Source organism: Ochrobactrum sp. SFR4 (assembly GCF_019730395.1).
Lineage (GTDB): Bacteria > Pseudomonadota > Alphaproteobacteria > Rhizobiales > Rhizobiaceae > Pseudochrobactrum.
The window spans coordinates 1-391 of sequence record NZ_JAAPBB010000302.1 but is presented as its reverse complement, the minus strand read 5'-3'; the positions used below and the strand labels follow the sequence as shown (position 1 = coordinate 391).

Sequence of the window (391 nt, the reverse complement as noted above, 5' to 3'; positions counted from 1 at the left end):
CCGACTTCACCCAGTGTGCGGAAGGAAATATTAAATCCGACCGAATGGGAAATCTTGTCCTGGCCTGGGCTGCGTGTCTGGATATAAGCCATGGAATAAGTGAAGCACTCATCGTCATAGGCCAGACCTGATTGCGCACGCACCAGCGTGTCGGACACGATATCATAAGTACCGGAACCAAATACACGCCAGTTTTCCTTGAAGCGGGTTGAACCGCTCAGACTGATTTCCTGACGATTTTCAGCAAAACCGTAATCAGGTTGCTTGGTGATATAGGCATATTTTACAGAAGCCTGAACAATTTGTCCGCTATGGCTGGCTTCAACCTCACCGCGTTTAACGGCCATATTGTCTTTGTCAAAGCGACCGCGGGCAGCAAAAGCAAGGCCGG

The 391-nt window shown here is 49.9% G+C and carries 1 protein-coding gene; it reads right to left on the bottom strand.

What is annotated here, in order from left to right; all coding sequences use genetic code 11:
- Positions 1-391, bottom strand: a 391-nt coding sequence (gene lptD, locus HBA93_RS19095) for an LPS assembly protein LptD (protein ID WP_221724353.1), incomplete at both ends; no start/stop codon positions are given.